The sequence below is a fragment of the Novosphingobium sp. TK71 genome (assembly GCF_055361505.1).
Window position 1 is genome coordinate 98,241 of sequence record NZ_JBSZKA010000003.1, and the last position, 17,499, is coordinate 115,739.

Below are 17,499 nucleotides of genomic sequence, written 5' to 3' on the forward strand. Positions count from 1 at the left end.
AAAGGCGCCGCCCCAGGTCCGCGCTTGCCGTAGGCGACCATATCGGCGCCAATGTCTCCTGACGGAAAACCCCCTTCGTGAGGTTGTCGCGCACTTTTGCAATGCGACAGTGATTTCCGGACAGCCGGCGGGCAAGATGACCGCACAACGCCGTGCGCGGGGGGGATCACCGTGGCATGGCGCGGTGACTGCCTGAGTTTCATGTGATTCACGACAACCTTATGATGATCGCTTTCATCAATCCCTAGCTCAAGCTACCGGCGAAGCGTTCAGCTAATCTCTGCGCTTTGAACGCTTCCGCAAGCCAATCCACAAACACGCGCGTCTTTGCAGGCAGGAGTGTGCGCGAAGCATAGTAGATCGAGATCGCGCCTGCATCGGAATACCAGCGCGGGACAATGCGGACCAGCGATCCATTTTCCAGCGCGGGCATCACGTCGGGCACGGCGAGCATAGCCACACCCAGTCCCAGCATGGCAGCTTCCTGCATTGCGCTGGGATCATTGACGATGATGGTTTCGGCGAGCTGTGCGGGCATTTCCTGGCCGCTCACATCCCGCATGGTCCAGTGACGGATGCGCCCGGTCTGAAGCGACCGCATAACGATACCGTCCAGTTCCCGAAGTCCGGCAGGATCAAGCGGAGGCGCACGTCCTGCCATATACGCCGGGGACGCGACAGCGATAATATGGGCAGGGGCCAGTGTCCGGGACACGACACCCGGAGAAAGATCGAACCCGCCACCAATGGCGACGTCATAGCCTTCGGCAATGATATCGACGGCCCGATTCTCGAAATGCCACTCGGGCTGAATGCGTGGATAGCGCGCTAGAAAACCGGGTAACAGAGGCAAGACATGGGTCGTTCCAAAAGTCGGTGCCATGCTGACCTTGAGCCTTCCGGTAGGTTCGCCGCTGTCGGATGCGATCCCTGAGATGGCGTGCTGAATATTTTGGAGATTGTCTGCGATTGCGAACCGGAACGCTTCTCCTGCTTCGGTGAGCGTCAGCTTGCGGGTCGAGCGATGGAACAGCCGAACTCGCAGATTGCGCTCCAGCATCGCGACGTTCCGGCTGACTGCCGCAGGCGTCAGGGACAGGCCGCGCGCCGCTTCGGAAAATGTGCCCAGTTCCGCAGCGCGGACGAAGGACTCGAGATTGGCGAGCGTTTCCATGATTCCATCTTCAACTGATCGTTGAGATAAAAACAAGCCATTACTGACTAATCGAAGGGGAGTTTTTCCGCCATCTTCATTCCATCAACAAGCGAAGGAGTGAAGACAATGGCCCAAGTTTCCCAGACCCTCACCGGCAAGGTTGCCCTTGTCACAGGCGGTTCGCGCTCGATCGGCGCCGCCATCGCCAAGCGGCTCGCAGCCGATGGCGCTGCGGTCGCCCTTACCTATAGTGCCTCGCCGGATCGGGCAGCACAGATGGTCGCCGAGATCGAGACAGCAGGTGGTCGCGCCCTCGCCATCGAAGCCGATGCGGGCGATCCTGCTGCGGTGCGAGCAGCCGTCACTCAAACCGTTGCGGCATTCGGTGGCATCGACATCTTGGTCAACAATGCCGGTGTATCCGTCAATGCGCTTATCGAGGATGTGAAGTTCGAAGATTATGAAAGGATGCTGGCGGTTAATGTGACCGGCGTCTTCGTCGCCACGCAGGAAGCGGTGCGGAACATGAAAGCCGGTGGGCGCATCATCCATATCGGATCATCCATGACCCGTTATGCGGCTTTCCCGACCGCCTCAGTCTACACGCTGACCAAGGGTGCCGTATCCGGCTTCAACCGTAGTCTCGTCCGCGACCTCGGGCCGAAAGGCATTACCGTGAACACGGTGCATCCCGGTCCGACCGATACCGACATGAACCCCGCTGACGGTCCGATCGCCGCCATCGTCGGTCCCGGCATGGCGATTGGCCGCTATGGTCAGCCGAGCGAAATCGCCAGCGTGGTCGCGTTCCTCGCCAGCCCCGACGCCGCGTTCGTCACCGGCGCGGACATCATGGCTGATGGCGGCCTGACCGCCTGAACCCTCATACTCCAATCAGATCTGAAGGATTTCACTCATGTCTACCATCGGTATCATCGGCGCAGGCCAAATCGGCCAGGCTATCGCCACCGTTCTGGTGCGTCACAACATCCCCGTGACGCTTTCCAACAGCCGCGGGCCGGAGAGCCTTGCCGCGACGGTCGCGAAACTAGGCTCCGATATCGTGGCGGGAACGCGCGAGGAGGCCGCCGCGAAGGATATCGTTTTCGTCGCGGTGAACTGGTCGAAGCTGCCCAATGCTCTGGCGGACTTACCCAACTTTGGTGGGCGGATCGTCGTGGACGCCAACAACCCGATTGAAGCGCCGCTGTTCAAACCCGCCGATCTGGGTGGCCGCATTTCGTCCGAGATATTTTCAGGACTGGTGCCAGGCGCGCGCGTGGTGAAGGCCTTCAACCATCTCCAGCCTGCCTTGCTGGCTGCCAATCCCACCAGCGAAGGTGGAAAGCGCGTCCTGTTCTACTCGGGCGATGACGCTGATGCCAAGGCGCAAGTTGCAGCACTGATCGACCGTCTCGGTTTTTTCGGCATCGATCTCGGCGCGCTTGCGGTTGGCGGTCTCCTCGCCCAGTTCCCCGGCGGACCATTACCCGCGCTCAACCTCGTCAAGTTCGGGTGAAAGCCGGCGACAAAAAAGCCCTATCCATTGCTGTCAGTCCGTCAAAAGGCCCCGGACGGCAATGGATCGGTTTTCGTTTTTTGCCGAACACATGTTCGGACTGTCAAATGACGACAATCAGGCGATAGCCGCCACCAGCGGCTCGCCAGCGTACCTTTACGACCAGATTCTGAGATGCCCCCGTTTGGGGGCAGGACGATTGGGCGCACGCTGAGCACGGCTCAACTTTCACGCAGGGCCACTATGCGAAGGCCTTCGTGCCGTCCGGCCGCCGCGATTAGCCCGGCGTCTTCGAGTGTCGTGGCGGCCTGCGAGGCGGTGCGTTTGGTGACACCCAGAGCGCGGGCGATCTCGGCGCGGGTGAGGGGGCCGAGCCCGGCGAGCAGCAGCCAGGCATCGCGGGCCCGCGACGAACGGTTGGCGCCGGCGAGACGGGCCTTGCCGAGGTCCACCGCGGCGCGGGCACCGATGATGTCGGTGCGGACGGCAGCGGCGCCGGTGCACAGAGCGTCGGCGAGGATCGCCGGGTCCGAGCGTTCGCGCATTGACTTGAACGCCTCGCGCGGGAGCAAGCCGGCAAGCGCGAGCGGCGCCGCGCCCAGGGCGAACAGCTGTGGGCGTAGCGCGACCGCGAGCGCGGCGGCCCAGGCGCCGCCGCGCGGGGGCGAGCGGCTGAAGGCGCGGCCGGCGGTGATGTACGTCTCCGAGCCGCCCTCGAGGAAGGCGCTCTCCTGCTCGCGCAACTGCCCGACGAGCGCTACCAGCGCGCCGAGCGGATCCTCGGCCGGCAGCAGCGCATCGAGCCGGTCGAGCGCGCTATCGGGGGGTTCGTAGGTGCTCGAAAAGGTTTCGGGAAGGCCCTTGGCGGTGAGCACGCTAGTAGCGGCTTCGGCGAGCGGCGGGGCGGCGCGGCGCGCGATCCACGAGCAGAATGCATCGCGCTCGGCGGTGTGGTGGGTGCGGACCAGCTCGGCGGCATCCGGGCCAGGATCGTGATCGGGGCCAAGGTTTTCAAACGGATAGGCGCGGACATGGTGTGCCCACAGCCGGCGCAGCGAGCGGCGGGCGAGGAGGGTGGCCTCGGGTTCGGACAGGAACGGCAGCGCGCCTTCGATGCGGGCAAGGGTGAGTTGCCAGGAAGCGGGCGGGGCGGTCATTGGGCCGAGAGTATAGGAAATACCAAAAAGGTAAACTCAGCTTTGAGGCTTAATGTACTGTCCGATAAGTGTCCTTCACGGACAGGATGAATGGGGCTATGACGGTTTGAGTTTTCCGTGTGAAAGCACGAATGGACGGTAGGAAAATGCGGATGGACCAGCAGATTGGCGACGGGGCAGGGGGCTCAAGGATCTCGGGCCCGACGAGCGCGCTAGTCATCCCCGGCCACCTGTCTCCGGCTTCCGCGCCCGAACTCGTCGCCGAAGTCGAGGCCGCCCGGAGCTATCGCCTGCGGTCGCGCAGCGCCAACACCCTGCGCGCCTACGCCAGTGACTGGTCACAATTCCAGAACTGGTGCTGGGGCAGGGGACTCGAGCCGCTGCCCGGGGCTCCCGAGGTCGTCGCCACCTATCTGGCCTCGCTCGCCCGCGCTGGCCGCGCGGACAGCACCATTACGCGCCACGTCGCCGCGATCGTCTGGCAGCATCGCCATGACGGCCTGCCGCCGCCGACCGCGCACGACACCCACCAGCTGATCGCCGATACCCTTTCCGGGATCCGTCGCGAACAGCGGGCGCGGCCCACGCGCAAGAAAGCGGCGATCGGCGCCAAGGATCTGGCGGGCATGATCGCCAAGGCCGATGGACTAGGCACGCGCGCCGTGCGCGACCGGGCGATCCTGGCGCTGGGCCTCGCCGCGGCGCTACGCCGCTCCGAACTGGTGGCGCTGCAGCTGGCGGACGTCGAACTCGTCGACGCCGGGGTGACAGTGCGGGTGGGCTATTCAAAGACCGATCAGGAAGGTGAGGGGGCCACGATCGCGGTGCCGACAGGAAAGACCCTCAGACCCGTCGCGCATCTCAACGCCTGGCTGGCCGTTCGGGGCGGGGAGCCGGGACCGCTGTTCACGCGTATCGGGACGAAAGGGGAATATACGGCGGAGGCGATGTCCGATCGCTCGGTGGCGCGCCTGGTCAAGCGCTATGCCAGGCTCCAGGGGCTCGATCCTGAGGTGTTGGCGGGGCATTCGTTGCGGGCGGGGTTTCTGACCGAGGCGGCGCGGAACCGGGCCTCGCTCGCCAAGATGCAGGAGGTTTCGCGGCACAAGTCGGTGAAGGTCCTCCTCGACTATGTGCGATCGGCTGAGATGTTCGACGATCACGCCGGCGCCGGGTTCCTTTGACTTATGATAGGTGCATTACATAGAACGAGCACCGAATACGCTAGCGCCCGGAGCTGACGGAAAACCTTCAAAACGAGCTTTCCAGTCAGTGCCCCAATCCAACTGGATTTTCCTGCATCATTGGCATATCGATCGACACACTGCCGATTTGCGGTCACCACTGTTAGACAAAATGTGGTTTCCGACGACATTGTGGGCGCGGCAGAGGCCGACCACATCCGGCCGTTCCAAAGCGACCCCGAACGACCAATCCCGACAGAAGCCACCGACTGTTCGCCACGAAGCGAAGCATCATCAATGCGCCCGAAGACCGGATGTTCGATGCGGGATGCTGAGCACCCGAACAATCGCAGTTCGACCCGCACCACCTAGCTCTACGCTCTACGATCGCCGCCGGGACGAGATCACGCTGGCTGACCTGGGGCGGGTCCGGATTTGCTAACTCCTGGCGGTCTCGCCATGGTCAAGGAACACGCTCTGCCTCAAGCATTCGATCAGCTCGATCCGGAGCATCAGCTAGAAGGCTCTGAACCGCTTGCTTCTCACCAGTAAGCCGACGAGCATGATGATCTGCGTTTTGCATGATGTCAGCCAGCATAGAGGTCTGCAATTCAAGCCCAGCTGAAAAGTCGTCGAACGCCGGCCCGATGTGTGCCCAGGCATCCTCCGCTGCCTTACGTCCGTACTGCGTGAACGCACGTTGACGCTCCTCCCGCTCCGTAGCCGAAACTCTGGCTTGCTCGCGATCGGACCACCAACCTACCAAGGCGCTAATGCCTTCCATTGCCAAGGGGGCGAAGGCAATCATCTGCTCATGCGTTTTTGCAGAAGAAAGCATATTGTCGTTTGCTGTTTTTTTATTCTTAAGAGTGGATATTGCTTTCTTAATGCCCTTCTTGGCAGATTCACCAGATTGGTCTAGCTTGATTTGCAAATCCGTGATCTTCTTTCCAAGGCTGTCGCTGATTGCAGCGTAATCCTTGACCGACTTCCCATCGTATTCGGTTATCTTGCGCAGGTCCATGAACTCGCGGAAGGCCTTCTGGACTATGGTCCGAATCTCAGGCTCGGCTGAAGCCTCGCTGCCCACGGTGACTGGCTCGCTCCAGTCACCGATCTTCCAATAGGAAGTAGCGGCCTTGTCGAATTCAGCGCCGCTTTCACGCACAAGCTTCTCTAGCGCGGCAGATTGTTCTGCAAGCCAATCCTGAACACACCGTTGCAATCGGTCGCGCAGAGCGGTGGCGTCCTTACCGTGGATACTAAAGAAGCTGGATAGTTCTTCCTCAATTCTGCGACGCAGTTCCGCCTGAGCGCTTTCTCGAACGAATTTCTCACGGGAGGCCAGATTCTCGATCTGCTGGTGCTGCCGCTCCGCTTCGACGAGCACCTGCTGGTTGGCGAGCAACTCCGCATCCTTCGCCGCAACTGTCGCCGTCAACCTGCTGCAGAGACGACGTATCAGCGCCGCTCGACGCAATTCTCCAAGTTGGCCCGGCAGTCCCTCCAGCATACCAACCAACGCACCGATTCCGTCCCACTCCCGGCATCCGTCCATGTATGATCCGCGCTGAGGGGCAACGTCGTTGCCGACGTACCCCAGCGGATCGGCCGAGACCGTGAACACGGGCGCTTGGCCCAGTGGCAGCCCGTTTGCCTCGATCAGCTTGCTCCACTCTTCCCGCTTCAGGGCTGCGTAGGCATGGTAACCAGTCTGATCGTCTACCGGATCGGCGCGCTCATCCAGTTTGGTAATCACCACGAGCAGCGATTGAGCGCAGGACAGCCCTTCCTTCCGATACGCTTTGCCGGTAAGGATCGGCAGCACCACGTCCCTGTCGCCGGAGATCAGTTGCGGCGGGATAACCAGCAACATGACGTCACTTTCCAGTACCGCTTGGAGGGCTATCACCTCGTGTTCCGCACTACCTGCCGCCAGCCCGGGCGTGTCCCGCAAGATGCAGCCGAATGCCTCCACATCGTTCATCTCAAATGTTTCCCGACGAGCGCTCACCGTCAGCCAGGCCGGGATCGACACTCCCGCTTCCACCAGCAGACGCTTCAGCAGTGTGCTCTTGCCGGCATCGTAGACGCCGAACAGTGCGATCACGGGCTTGGTCGGAAACCGATCTTCATCCGCGGCCGCATTGGGCAGGATGCTTGCCACCTGGGCAAGCCACTCATCTTCACGCATCAACCATCTTCCCCCTGATACAAACTTCAAGCCACTGCCGGCCGTCAGCAATCACCCCGGCGATGGCGGTTCGCTCAACTTCCAACCGCTGCAAACGAGCAGCGTTCAAGCCCTGAGCAACGGCAAGATTGTCCCGTATGGCAGCCAGACTTGCGCGACATGCTTGCAGGTATGCGGCAACACCTTCGCGCTGTGCATCGTCGCCAAGCATCGACATGCGGATCTCGTCCCGCCCGGCGGCTATCGCCGCGGCGATGTCCTTGCGCAACGCTTCCACTTCAGCGGCCCGCTTCTCATCTTTCCGCCAGGACCAAATCTCATAAATCCCCGTAAGCACGACAAATGTCCTTCCACCATACTTGGCGAACCTGCCAGCGATCTTTGTCGCGCCCCAAGGCTTGAACTTGACATTGAAGAACTTGCCGATGCCATAGATCACATCGCGCTGCCCCAGCTTAGCGACACCCTGCTTCAGCAGGGGCGATACCGCGCTACCGCCCTCCCTCAATATTCCCGATTGCTGCCCCAGACCATCAGCGTCGAAGCTCTTGTCTAGCGAAATGACAGCCTCACGCAGTTCGCGCGATTCCATCGTGCGTTGTACCTCGTTGGTCACCCGTTCGAACCAGTTATCCAGCTCCGTCTTCCATCGGCTCTGCCAGCGGGCAACTTCTTGGCCGAATACCGGATCTTCCCACCACGTCTCCAGTCGCTTGCCAGCGGCTTGCAGCTCGTCAGAATTTCTTGCGCCCCACATATCTTCCAGCAGCGACTGTGTTGTCTCATCGAGCATCCTATCGATGTCGAGCGTGATACGCTTGTAGAACGTCTCCGCCTCGTGGCACCGCGCATCTATGGTCGCAATCAGCTCGTCGAGCTGCGCGCCCTGTATTTTCCATTCGGCTTGGTCAGCCTGCAACTGGCGGGCAATGCCTGCCAACCGGAAAAGCCCGCCTTCCAGAACGGCGATGTCCATCCACAAGGGTGCTTCAGGTCCGGACAGCCTGTTGGAAAGAGCCTGCAGCAGATCCTCCATTCCATCCCATGCGCGATGCAGATCGAAGGCCGTCGCATCAACGCCAGCCTCACCGCCGACAAGCGCAAAGGGATCCGCTGCAACAACGAAGATGTCTTCGGCCCGAAATTGCACTCCCCTGGATGCCAAGGCGTTGCACAGTTCTACCCGTTTGCGCCGGACGACATTGGAAAACTCGTCCGGCTCCTCGACAGGGTCGGCGCCCAGATCGTCAGCCCGTCCCAAGACCAGAATGGTTCGCCCGATCTTTGCGGGGATGCCCAGTCCCTCGCTCCCCGTCAAAACCGTACATAAGAGTTCGATGGTGCTATCCAGGATGGAGCGGTTCAGTAGCCAGACTAGGATCGAAGCCTCCGGCAGGGCACTTTGCGTCATCAGATCGTCGCCAGCGCGGCCGCTGTGAAAACCCGGTGTGTCAATGAGCCACGCCTCGCCGCAATTATACCGGCGGACGGAGTTGGTTGTCGGATCTGCGCGAATTTCGATGTCGTCCGGCACTGACATTCCTGCTTCCGCAAGGATGCGCCGAATGAAGGTCGTCTTCCCGGCATTGTAATCCCCGACCAGCGTGATGCTGGGTCGATCCAGCGACGCGAGATCACGCATGTCGGACAGCACAGGCTGTGCGGCCTTTACATCTCGCAACCGGCTCTCAGCCCATGCGACGAATTCCTCTCCATACCTTTCTGGATCACGCCGGATTTCCGGAGTGCGCCAAGGTGTCCAGACACACTGACCGTTACCTGTTGTGGCATCGACGTCCGCCGCCGCGGTGAGCAGACCCTCGGGATCGTCGATCCAGTCCTCTCCTGCCCAGATCAGGCGCGCGCTGCTGCGCTCTGCCGGGTGACGCGCTTCGATGCGCTGCGCGGCTTCGTTCAGCGCGGCAACGGGGCCGCTGCGTTTCAACGTGGAACTGGTGTGATCGACCTCCACAATCAACCGCTCCGTTTCTAACACGACAGCGCGGCAAGTACCTGCCTCGTGCAGCAAAGGCGGCAAGGTCTGGAGCAAGCACTCGTCGCGATAGTTCCGGGCTGCCTGCCTGATCTGACGATGCAGTTCATCGAACGTTTTAGCGACCGCCGCCCGCACCTCTGCCAATGCCTGCCGCCTCGCTTGGGATCGGCTCGCCTCGGCCGTTCCTGCCGAACTCTTCTGCATCTTGTCCATGACGATGCCCGAGACAGCCGCTGCAGCCACCGGGCCGATCCCGGTCGGCGCAGAAATGACCCCGATAGCACCTACAGCTACCTTTCCCAAACGCAGGATGTTGCTTGACCAACGCGACTCCCATCCGGCGTCGCCCTGGATGGTGGCTGCGCTGGCATCCAGATTCACAGCATCGAACGCTATCAGAACACCTTGTACTTCTACTCGGTCACTCAAGTAATCTGCGGCAAGCTCCAGCACCTTTTTGCTGGCCTGTTTGAGCACCGCATGCTGATATATGCTCACGAACTTGGCAGCTTCGACTGTCTCCTTGCGCTCGAAAGCACCGATGACCTGTTCCTCCGCGCGGCGCATGGTGGAAGCGCGGTGCTCGCCCAGCCAGGTGTCGATCAGGCGGGACAGATGCTCGTCGAACTCTCCTTCGGTCGGAACGGTATAGCGGCCACCGCGCAGACTTTCCTGCCATGACAGCACATCTGTCCCGCGTTCGGCGTGTGGCAGCTTGGATCGCACGGCACCATCGGCCGGGTAGCCCAGCAGCTTCAGAAGCTGCGTGATCTCCTCGTCCACCGTTTCGGCGCGGTACCGCGCGAACTGCGCATGCGTGTTCAGATCGAACCGGATCGCGACAAGATCACCACGCAGGCTGGCGGTAAGCATGCCGAGCCGGATGCTGGCCGCATCGCTCGACAGGGCCTCAATGATCAGTTCCTCCAGCGCAGGCAGGTTCGACCAGCGCAGCAACGCCTCCGCGCCATACTTCTCCCGCTGGGTCGCCAGTTCATTTGCACCCGGTCCGGAATAGGGCAGCCTCGCCCGGGACAGCAGCGCGCGGCGGGAGTTCAGGCAGATGACGGGCAAATCTCCGAGCCCTTCGGCGGCCAGATTGTCACGCACGTTACTTTCATGCTGTTGCATCGTACGCGAATGCTTCACCCGAAGGTGCCGACGCCCCTGCCGCACCGGGTTGCGCCATTCGGGGTGGCTATTGTTGATGACCGCAATGGCTGGCTTGCCATAGGCAATGACCCATTCGGCCACCCTAACGAATTCACTTACCTGCTGCCCCTGTGTGTCGAAGCAAAGCAGCACGATGTCTGCCGCCTCGACAGCCCGATGTGCCTTTGCCTCCAGATCCGCCCGCTTCTGCGTCCGTCCCCAGCCATTGATGCCGGGCGTGTCGATCAGCATGCAATCCTGCCAACGCACCGGGTTCACATCGATCGTCCAGTCGCTTTCGCCTTGGGAAACGGATTGGCCGTCGCCATGCGAGAGCGCCTCGATCAGCGTGCTCTTGCCCGCGCCCGTGCGACCGAACAGCACGATGTTGAAGTCCTTCAGCGCTTCGCTGCGGTTCTTCCAGGTCGCATTCAGACGGGTTTCTGCCGCCAGCGAGGCATTGACGTAATCATCGACCAAAACCCTCTGTTCGTAGCCAAGCTCGGATGCTTGGGTTTGCAGGCCTGCTATACGCGCCCGACCGCATGCCAGTGACTGGCTCAATTGTCTGACATCACGACCAATCAGGTTCGCCTGCCTTCGCCCCTCCGCCACGGATCGCGTGATAGCTTCTTTCAAGCCCCGTCCGCCCAACTGCTCAGCAGCGTTGCCACTCGTTGTCATTTAACCCTCGAATATTTGCAGGGGTGATATCAGGAAAGTGCCCGTGACAGACAACAGAATTGGTTCAGCAATGCGATAATGGGGTCACAATGCCAGCGTGCGCTATCTTGATAGTGATGGCTGCCGCGCGACAATCAGGATGAGAGAGCGTGTTGCCTCACGAAAGAACGTTCCCGAACGGCGCGACCGTTGCCTCACGTAATTGTTCCTTACAGGCCCTCGAGCATCATTGCCATTGCATGGGACGGATTGCCGTGCAGCTGAGCCGTAGGCGAGGCGGAACGGCAATCCGTCACATCGCCGTAAGAATGGTTTCCGCGTCGACTGGCGTGGCGCTGGCCTGTCCGGAAGAGTGGCTGAACACAAGTGCGCGCGCGTGTTCGGTACGCCAACCTTTCAACCGGCGCTGGATAGTTCGCAGAAGGCCGTCTGGGTAAATGTCCGGCTGCTGGGCCTGCAATTTCTCCAGCAACTCGCGCCCGGTACGCCAAGGCTCCTCTTCGAACCAGGCCTTCAACTGGTCGGTAACCTGAAGCAGTGGATCCGGCCGGCGCCGCTCTCGCTTGCGCGGCGCCTTATCAACGGCCGTGGGCCGCGCCTCACCATTCTGCCATAAAGCTTTCAGGCTCAAGAGGAAGGCCCCCAGCGGTGGGGGTGACGTTTCGTTCGGATTTGCCAAGACGACGGCGTCGGCCAGGACCACCAGTTTCTGCTGCGCGGTCCGGATATCTCGCAGCAGTCGAACCGGATCCAGTCTGCCAGCCAGGTCCCGTAGCCGTTCGCGTGTCTGCTCGTTGGTCCGCGGGTCATCCATCAGGCGCTGGAACGGCGTCGCGGGAGCGTGATAACGTTTGTGGACTTTGGCGCCGTCGCGGCGCTTTTCCGCCAATTTGAATGAAGGCTGGAAAAAGTTCACGAACAAACGCGCCGCCGCATACAGCTCAGCCAGTAACCCGGCTGCTTCCAGCCCCTCGAAGCGGCGATAGCCCACTAGACGACGCACAACCGAACCGTTCTTCTGCTCGACCCAAGCCTGATCGTTCTTCCGATAGGGACGGCAGCGGGTAAAGGCGATTTCCGTCGCCGCGCAGTAATCCCGCACGGTCTCATTGATAAACACGCTGTCATTGTCGGAATCGAAACCCAGCAACGGGAACGGCATCAGCTTGCGCAGTTCCTTGAGGACCTCCACCAACAACGTTTGCTCGCGAACCAGTAGCGGAGCGCATTCGGTCCAGCCTGTTGCGATATCCGTTAACGTTAGCGTCCACGCCCAGCTCCCTTTCGCCACCGGGCCGCTATGCGAAACAAGGTCGGCCTCCATATATCCCGGCGCCGGATCTCCCCAGTCGCTGAACGTTCGGATCGGAACACTGCGCCTGAGTTCGGATCCTGCCACGCCGCGACGCCGGACCTTCTGATTGTTTCCTTTCGCGATCCGAAGAATACGGTCAATCGTGGCGGGGCTCATCTGCAACAATCTCGCCTTGATCGCCGGATCGAGATCAAGGTGGCCATGGCCCTCCATCGCCTCGATCAGAATCGGAATAAGCGGCCGCAACCGCTTGCCGCACAGGCGGTCGCTGGCCTCCCATAACACGAGCAACGCTCCGCGCACCGCCTCGTTGTAAATCCTGCGCTCCGGTCGCGTCGTTTCCCTGATCAACGGCTCCGCACGCAAGAGTCGCATTGCATGCTTCCGGTGGAAACCTGTGATCGCGACGAATTCGTCGAGAACCTTACCCTTGCTCGCGCGATCGGCCGAGCGATACCGCGCGCCGACAGCTTCAATCAATTCCCTTCGCGTCGCCATGCTCACCTTCCGCATCGTTCCCTCCCGGCCAATGCCGGGAGCAGTTTAGATGAGGCAACGGCAGCTTTGCCGGGAGCATTTCAGGCGAGGCAATGCGGAGAGCAGCGTCAATCAAGATGAGAATCGCCACCTGCTGATCCGGCGTAGGGCGTAGCCCGGAGCCGGATCAGCAGGTGGCGATTGCGCCCTTTCTGGGGCGTTTCTGGTGGTTGCGGCCGGTCAGGTACTCAGAGGCATAACTTCGCAAGAGGGGATGCCGCGGATGCCGGGCCGCCACGTCAACGATCATCAGATGAGGCTCTACATGAAGCTCCGACAGACCCATGCCGTACCGGTGGCCGCCGCCAAAGCCGGCATCAGCCCGGCGACAGCCTATCGCATCGAGGGAGACCCTCGGCTTCCATCCCAGAAACAGGCGCAGCGAGAGCGGCGGCGGCCTGATCCATTAGCCGGGATATTCGACGAGGAGGTCGTGCCCTTGCTCCAGGCGGCGCCTGGCCTCCGGGTGGTTGCCATTTTCGAGGAGATGCTACGCCGGCATCCTGATCTTGATGCGGGCATCCGACGGACATTGGAACGACGTATCCGGGCGTGGCGGGCCATTCATGGCCCTGAACAGGAAGTGATCTTCCGGCAGACGCATGAACCGGGGCGGCTTGGCCTGTCGGACTTCACCGAGATGAAGGATGAGGAGGTTACGGTCGCTGGCGTGCCGCTCGATCACCGCCTCTACCATTTCCGGCTGATGTGGTCGGGCTTCGAACACGCCCATGTCATTCTGGGCGGCGAGAGCTATGTCGCTTTGGCCGAGGGGCTGCAAAACGCCCTGTGGGCCGTCGGCGGCGCCCCGACCGAGCATCGCAGCGACAGCCTGTCGGCCGCGTTCCGTAACCTGGATGCCGACGCCCGGCAGGATCTGACGCTGCGCTATGACGCCCTGTGCGAACATTATGGCATGACGCCGACGCGCAACAACCGCGGCATTGCCCATGAGAATGGTGGGATCGAGAGCCCGCACGGGCATTTGAAGGCGGCGATAAAGGACGCGCTGCTGATGCGCGGATCGCGGGACTTCGATGATCTGGCGAGTTACCGGCACTTCATCGACGAGGTCGTCAGCCGCAAGAACCGGCGCAATGGCCCGCGTATCGACGCCGAGCGTGCGGTATTGCAACCCCTACCCGGCGCCCGCACCAGCGATTATGAGGAGACGATCGTCACGGTCACCTCGAGCAGCAGCTTCACCCTCCGCAAGGTGTTCTACACCGTGCCCTCACGGCTGATCGGACACAGGCTACGGGTCCGGCTTTACGATGACCGGCTCGATCTCTTCATCGGCGGCACCCACCTGATGACGTTGCGGCGCGGACGGTCCTTCAACAATGGCGCCCACGGCCATGTGGTCGATTATCGGCACGTCATCCATAGCCTGCGGCGCAAACCCATGGCGCTCCTGAAGCTGGTCTATCGTGATCAGCTGTTCCCACGCGAAGCCTATCGGCAGATCTTCGATCGGCTCATTGCCGCGTTGCCCGAACGGATCGCTTGCCGGCATATGGTCGAGCTGTTGGCCATGGCGCACGAGAGGGCCTGCGAAGCCGAACTTGCGGACCTGCTGGCCGCCGACGTGGCTGCCGATCGTCTCCCTGACATGGATGCCTTGCGGACACGCTTTGCTCCAGATCCGGCGGCGCTGCCCGATGTGGTGGTGGAGCTGGTCCCCCTTGCCACCTACGATGTTCTCCTGACGGGAGAAGCCGCATGAGCCGGAACGCAGCCGCTATCGACGCCCAGCGCCTGAGCCTCATCCTCAACGACCTGCGCCTGCCGGCGATCAAACTGGTCTGGTCCGACTTCACCACGCGGGCCGACAAGGAAGGCTGGCCTGGCGCCCGTCTGCTTGCGGCGCTCGCCGAGCACGAGATCGCAGAACGGGATCGTCGCCGGATCGAACGGCATCTGGGCGAAGCCCGCCTGCCACCCGGCAAGACCCTCGACAGCTTCGCCTTCGACGCGGTGCCGATGATCTCGCGCGCCCAGGTTACGGCACTGTGTTCTGGTGATGGCTGGCTCGAAAAAGGCGCCAACCTCATCCTGTTCGGTCCACCCGATCCCACGACATAATACCCACCTCGCTATGTTATTGAAAAGTCATCGTCCTCTGGTCACTTAATTTTGATAGTGGACGCCGCATGCCGCTTTCAGCGTGATGCTTGATGTCTGGACGCTCAATATCGTCCCGCCGGATCACCCAAGGCGCCCCCTTGCAGTACTGCTCAGCGGGCAGACGGCCGGCACGGATCATGCGCAACACGGCCATTGGCCGTACTCCCAGCATCTCGGCGGCTTCCTGCATTGTATGTTCGCCACGCGTGACGCGTTCGCCCGCTTTGTAGACCTCTATCCCATGCTGATTGCGGAAGCTGCAAATGCGTGATTGCGTCCAACCGTTCTGACGCCCCGTGACCTTCCCGAGCCGGTTCAGGAGCGATGCAATATCTCTGTCGGGCAGCTGTCGTGCCAGCGTCCGGATGAGCGGTTCGAGATCGGGGGGCGAACTCCAGCGATGATGACCCGCCTTATTCTTCCTGACAGCGAGCGCGGTATGATCGCCACCCTGCCAATGCACCATCATCTTGATCTGGTCGTCATCAATTCGCACGACGATCTCACGCACCACGGCGCGAATGATGCGCTTACGTGTGCCACTTGTTGCCTTGGGGTGATTCCACGCTTCGGAGAGATCGGCACCCATACGGAGGATCTCGAGCCGCTCGTTATCATCCGATGCCTCTGGCTTTCTGCTGTCGAGCGCATCCAGCTCGGCCTGGCGCTCATGTACCAAAGCCAGAGCGACATTCCAGCGGCGCTCAAGTTCACCCGCTACGAGCCGGTTGTCGGGATCGACGGCATCATACTGGCGCTGCGCATGGGCTGCCTCATAGCGAGCCTGTTCGAGCGCCAGCGTCACTTGCTGCCGCTTCTCGTTGACCTGTTGGTTCGATGCCTTGACCGCTGTAAGCGCCGCTTCGATACCGAGCGGCTGAAGACGTTCGAGAACCTCGGCGCCGATCGCCTGATCGACGCGCAACGAACCGAAACCGATGCATGGGTCGGTTCCATGGTTGATGAGAGCGCCGCGACAGTTGTAGCGACCAGTGTTGCCGTTGCTACCGGAATAGCAAACGTGAAGCTTACGCCCACAATGACCACAGCGCAGGAGTCCACCGAGCAGAAGCTCGCCTTTGCGCAGTGCGCCGCGGGGCATCATGCCCTTGCTTGTGGCGTTATCGGCGATCAAACGCTGGTTCCTCTCGAAATCCGCCCAACTGAGGTAACCCTCATGATGGTCTGGGATCAAGACCTCCCAGTCGGCCCGCTCCCGCCTGAAACCGCGGACGATGCGCTTGCGCCCCTCTTCGATGGTGACACGGCTGCAAGTGCGGCCAAATGTATAAGCGCCGCCATAGATCGGGTTAGTGAGGATGTGGTGAACGGTATTGTAAACAGGCAGCTTCCAGACAATCGATCGTCCTGCCTCACGTGTGTAGCAGATCGCTGGCAGCATGATCCCTTCGTTCCGGAGCGCGAGGTGAACCTGGCGAATGCTCTGCAGCTCGGAAAAGCGTTTGAAGACGAGTGCCAGAGCTTCGCGCACGCGTTGATCGGGATCCATCTCGATGCGATCATGCCGCGACTTCACATAGCCAACCGCGACCGTCAGGAAGAGCTCGCCGCGCCGTGCCTTAGCCTTGAGCGCCTCAAGTGAGCGGGCGCGCAGGATCGAGAGTTCGAGTTCGCTCATCGTTCCCTTCATGCCCAAAAGCATCCGGTCATTGGGATGACGCGGCTCATAGATGCCGTCCTCATCAATGATGATCGTACCGACGAGGCCGCAAAACTCGATCAGCGTGTGCCAATCGCGACCGTTGCGGGCGAGCCGCGACACCTCGATCGCCAGTACCGCGCCGACGCGACCTTCGCAGATAGCGGCCAGAAGCTTCTCGAAGCCAGGCCGGCTGACACCGGAGCCCGAGCGCCCGAGATCGTCATCGATAACGGTGACATCGCTCCAGCCAAGATCGCGGGCACGATCGGCCAAACCATATTGGCGACGCCGGCTCTCCGAGTTGTTAGCGAGTTGGTCGGCTGTCGACTGGCGCACATAGACATATGCGCCGCGCGCAAAATGCTCAGGCAAAATCTTCATGGTCTGCCTCCTTCACTTGACTCGCTGCTTCCCTCAGCAGGGCCGAAATCAGCGGAAGGAGCCGTTCCTGCGCACCGACGGGAAAGGCTTTTACCGGCACCACGGGAGAGAACAGGTCTAGTTGTCGCGGCTTGCGCGGTTGCCTTTGCTGCATGGTCGTCTCCTCCACGACGCGAATCGTCGCGGAGCGATTTTAGGCAGTCATCGATCTCACGACGCAGATCGCGAAGGCACGCGAGCGAAAAACGTGGCATCTCCACTATCGCCATGGCCGACGCAGGTTCCTCGGTCATCCATACCGGCACCAGCGCCAGGCTGCCGTCAGATTGGCGCCCGACATAAGCCGCCTCCCCGCAATAACGCTGCCTGCCAACGACAACGATCTTCTCGCGGAAGCGAGGGTGAAACGCATAGCAGACCTGCACCTCGCCACC

At 61.4% G+C, this 17,499-nt stretch carries 11 protein-coding genes and 1 pseudogene; 5 read left to right on the forward strand and 7 right to left on the reverse strand.

Features of this window, described 5'->3' with window-relative positions; translation table 11 throughout:
- Nucleotides 1-244: 244 nt before the first annotated feature.
- On the reverse strand, nucleotides 245-1,174 hold the full coding sequence (locus tag ACXJ16_RS26645; RefSeq protein ID WP_463923345.1) for a LysR family transcriptional regulator: 930 nt from the start codon (nucleotides 1,172-1,174) through the stop codon (nucleotides 245-247).
- A gap of 108 nt (nucleotides 1,175-1,282) precedes the next feature.
- On the opposite strand from ACXJ16_RS26645, the gene ACXJ16_RS26650 reads away from it, so the two are divergent.
- Together ACXJ16_RS26650 and ACXJ16_RS26655 are read left to right on the forward strand one after the other, a co-directional pair.
- The gene (locus ACXJ16_RS26650; protein ID WP_463923346.1) at nucleotides 1,283-2,035 is read left to right on the forward strand and encodes a 3-oxoacyl-ACP reductase family protein; all 753 of its coding nucleotides are present in this window, start codon (nucleotides 1,283-1,285) and stop codon (nucleotides 2,033-2,035) included.
- 37 nt (nucleotides 2,036-2,072) lie between these two features.
- Nucleotides 2,073-2,675: an NADPH-dependent F420 reductase gene (locus tag ACXJ16_RS26655; RefSeq protein ID WP_463923347.1), complete on the forward strand. Its 603-nt coding sequence runs from the start codon at nucleotides 2,073-2,075 to the stop codon at nucleotides 2,673-2,675.
- Nucleotides 2,676-2,896: 221 nt separating this feature from the next.
- Here the strand turns inward: ACXJ16_RS26655 and ACXJ16_RS26660 are convergent, their stop codons facing one another.
- Nucleotides 2,897-3,832, reverse strand: a complete 936-nt coding sequence (locus ACXJ16_RS26660) for a helix-turn-helix domain-containing protein (protein WP_463923348.1) — start codon at nucleotides 3,830-3,832, stop codon at nucleotides 2,897-2,899.
- Nucleotides 3,833-3,963: 131 nt separating this feature from the next.
- Here ACXJ16_RS26660 and ACXJ16_RS26665 point away from each other — a divergent pair, with 131 nt between their 5' ends.
- Nucleotides 3,964-5,016 carry a tyrosine-type recombinase/integrase gene (locus ACXJ16_RS26665; protein WP_463923349.1) on the forward strand — a complete coding sequence of 351 codons (1,053 nt, stop codon included), beginning with the start codon at nucleotides 3,964-3,966 and terminating at the stop codon, nucleotides 5,014-5,016.
- Between the two features lie 463 nt (nucleotides 5,017-5,479).
- Here the strand turns inward: ACXJ16_RS26665 and ACXJ16_RS26670 are convergent, their stop codons facing one another.
- The 3 genes from ACXJ16_RS26670 to ACXJ16_RS26680 all read right to left on the reverse strand — a co-directional run bounded on the left by ACXJ16_RS26670 (nucleotide 5,480) and on the right by ACXJ16_RS26680 (nucleotide 12,870).
- Nucleotides 5,480-7,210, reverse strand: coding sequence for a GTPase domain-containing protein (locus ACXJ16_RS26670; protein WP_463923350.1), 1,731 nt, complete (start codon nucleotides 7,208-7,210; stop codon nucleotides 5,480-5,482).
- Nucleotides 7,203-11,042, reverse strand: coding sequence for a GTPase (locus tag ACXJ16_RS26675; RefSeq protein WP_463923351.1), 3,840 nt, complete (start codon nucleotides 11,040-11,042; stop codon nucleotides 7,203-7,205). The genes ACXJ16_RS26670 and ACXJ16_RS26675 overlap by 8 nt, the downstream gene beginning before the upstream one ends.
- Nucleotides 11,043-11,334: 292 nt before the next feature.
- Nucleotides 11,335-12,870 (reverse strand): ISNCY family transposase, encoded by a 1,536-nt coding sequence (locus tag ACXJ16_RS26680; RefSeq protein WP_036530972.1) that lies wholly within the window; start codon nucleotides 12,868-12,870, stop codon nucleotides 11,335-11,337.
- Between the two features lie 247 nt (nucleotides 12,871-13,117).
- Here ACXJ16_RS26680 and istA point away from each other — a divergent pair, with 247 nt between their 5' ends.
- Together istA and ACXJ16_RS26690 are read left to right on the forward strand one after the other, a co-directional pair.
- Nucleotides 13,118-14,620, forward strand: coding sequence for an IS21 family transposase (istA, locus tag ACXJ16_RS26685; RefSeq protein ID WP_463923352.1), 1,503 nt, complete (start codon nucleotides 13,118-13,120; stop codon nucleotides 14,618-14,620).
- Nucleotides 14,617-14,964: pseudogene (locus ACXJ16_RS26690) on the forward strand (ATP-binding protein); the annotation flags it as partial. The gene istA and the pseudogene ACXJ16_RS26690, both read left to right, overlap by 4 nt.
- A 31-nt stretch (nucleotides 14,965-14,995) precedes the next feature.
- On the opposite strand, the gene ACXJ16_RS26695 reads toward ACXJ16_RS26690, so the two are convergent.
- Both ACXJ16_RS26695 and ACXJ16_RS26700 read right to left on the reverse strand, forming a co-directional pair.
- Nucleotides 14,996-17,065, reverse strand: coding sequence for a recombinase family protein (locus ACXJ16_RS26695; protein WP_463923353.1), 2,070 nt, complete (start codon nucleotides 17,063-17,065; stop codon nucleotides 14,996-14,998).
- Nucleotides 17,049-17,219, reverse strand: coding sequence for a hypothetical protein (locus ACXJ16_RS26700; RefSeq protein WP_327195078.1), 171 nt, complete (start codon nucleotides 17,217-17,219; stop codon nucleotides 17,049-17,051). The genes ACXJ16_RS26695 and ACXJ16_RS26700 overlap by 17 nt, the downstream gene beginning before the upstream one ends.
- Between the last annotated feature and the right edge of the window lie 280 nt (nucleotides 17,220-17,499).